The organism is Campylobacter sp. 2018MI13 (assembly GCF_018501135.1).
Taxonomy (GTDB): Bacteria; Campylobacterota; Campylobacteria; order Campylobacterales; family Campylobacteraceae; genus Campylobacter_E.
In genome coordinates, this window is sequence record NZ_JAHCZC010000164.1 from 1 (window position 1) to 793 (window position 793).

Annotated in this window: 1 protein-coding gene; it reads right to left on the reverse strand. The window is 22.1% G+C overall.

What is annotated here, in order from left to right:
- A partial coding sequence (locus KJQ99_RS09445) for a hypothetical protein (RefSeq protein WP_214150674.1) occupies positions 1–645 on the reverse strand: 645 nt, incomplete at its 3' end.
- Positions 646–793 lie beyond the last annotated feature (148 nt).

Sequence of the window (793 nt, forward strand, 5' to 3'; positions counted from 1 at the left end):
TACTATTCCTAAATTATCAAAATAAAAATTATTTAATTCTAAAGGACTAAAAAATTTATTATCTTTTTCTGGATGTTTAGTTGTATTTTGAAAATCTCTTATTTTTTTAGTGATTTTTTCTTTTAACTTATCTGTATCTTTAAAAGCTTCGTTTGATGAAATAATTTTACCTGCTTTATCTAAAATTGCATATTTTTTAAAATGTAAAGGATGGGCACCTTTATTGTCTTCTACTAAACTAAAACTTATACTCGTTAAATCATTCTTAGCAAATATTACATCTTCTAATATTTCTAAAGTTCCAAAATGAGTTAAGCTTTGAGCAAAAAATTCATTTAAATTAAGTTCTTCTTTATTATTTCCAGATAAATATCTAATCTTAAAATTACCATCACTTGTGCCGATACTAATACTATCATATTTAACCCCAATTGATTTTGAAGCCTCATAATCTATATTATTTGTTATCGTATCATTACATGCAAAACATACATTATCTTGCATTATATTCATACCACTAACAAACTCAACTTTATCTTTATGGTCGTTAATTGTAAAATATGCGGTTTTATCTTTATCTATCATTAAAAACCCAGCAGAATTTAAACTAAGTGCCAAAATACTTGAAATTAATACTTTTTTCATTTTATACTCCTTAAATAAAAATAGTATTTTACCCTAAGTTAATAACACTTAAAAATTTTAATTAATTTTGTTTCACGTGGAACAAAATATTTTAGTCTAAATAAAATTAATAATATTTATTGAATTATTTATTTAATAACATATAATT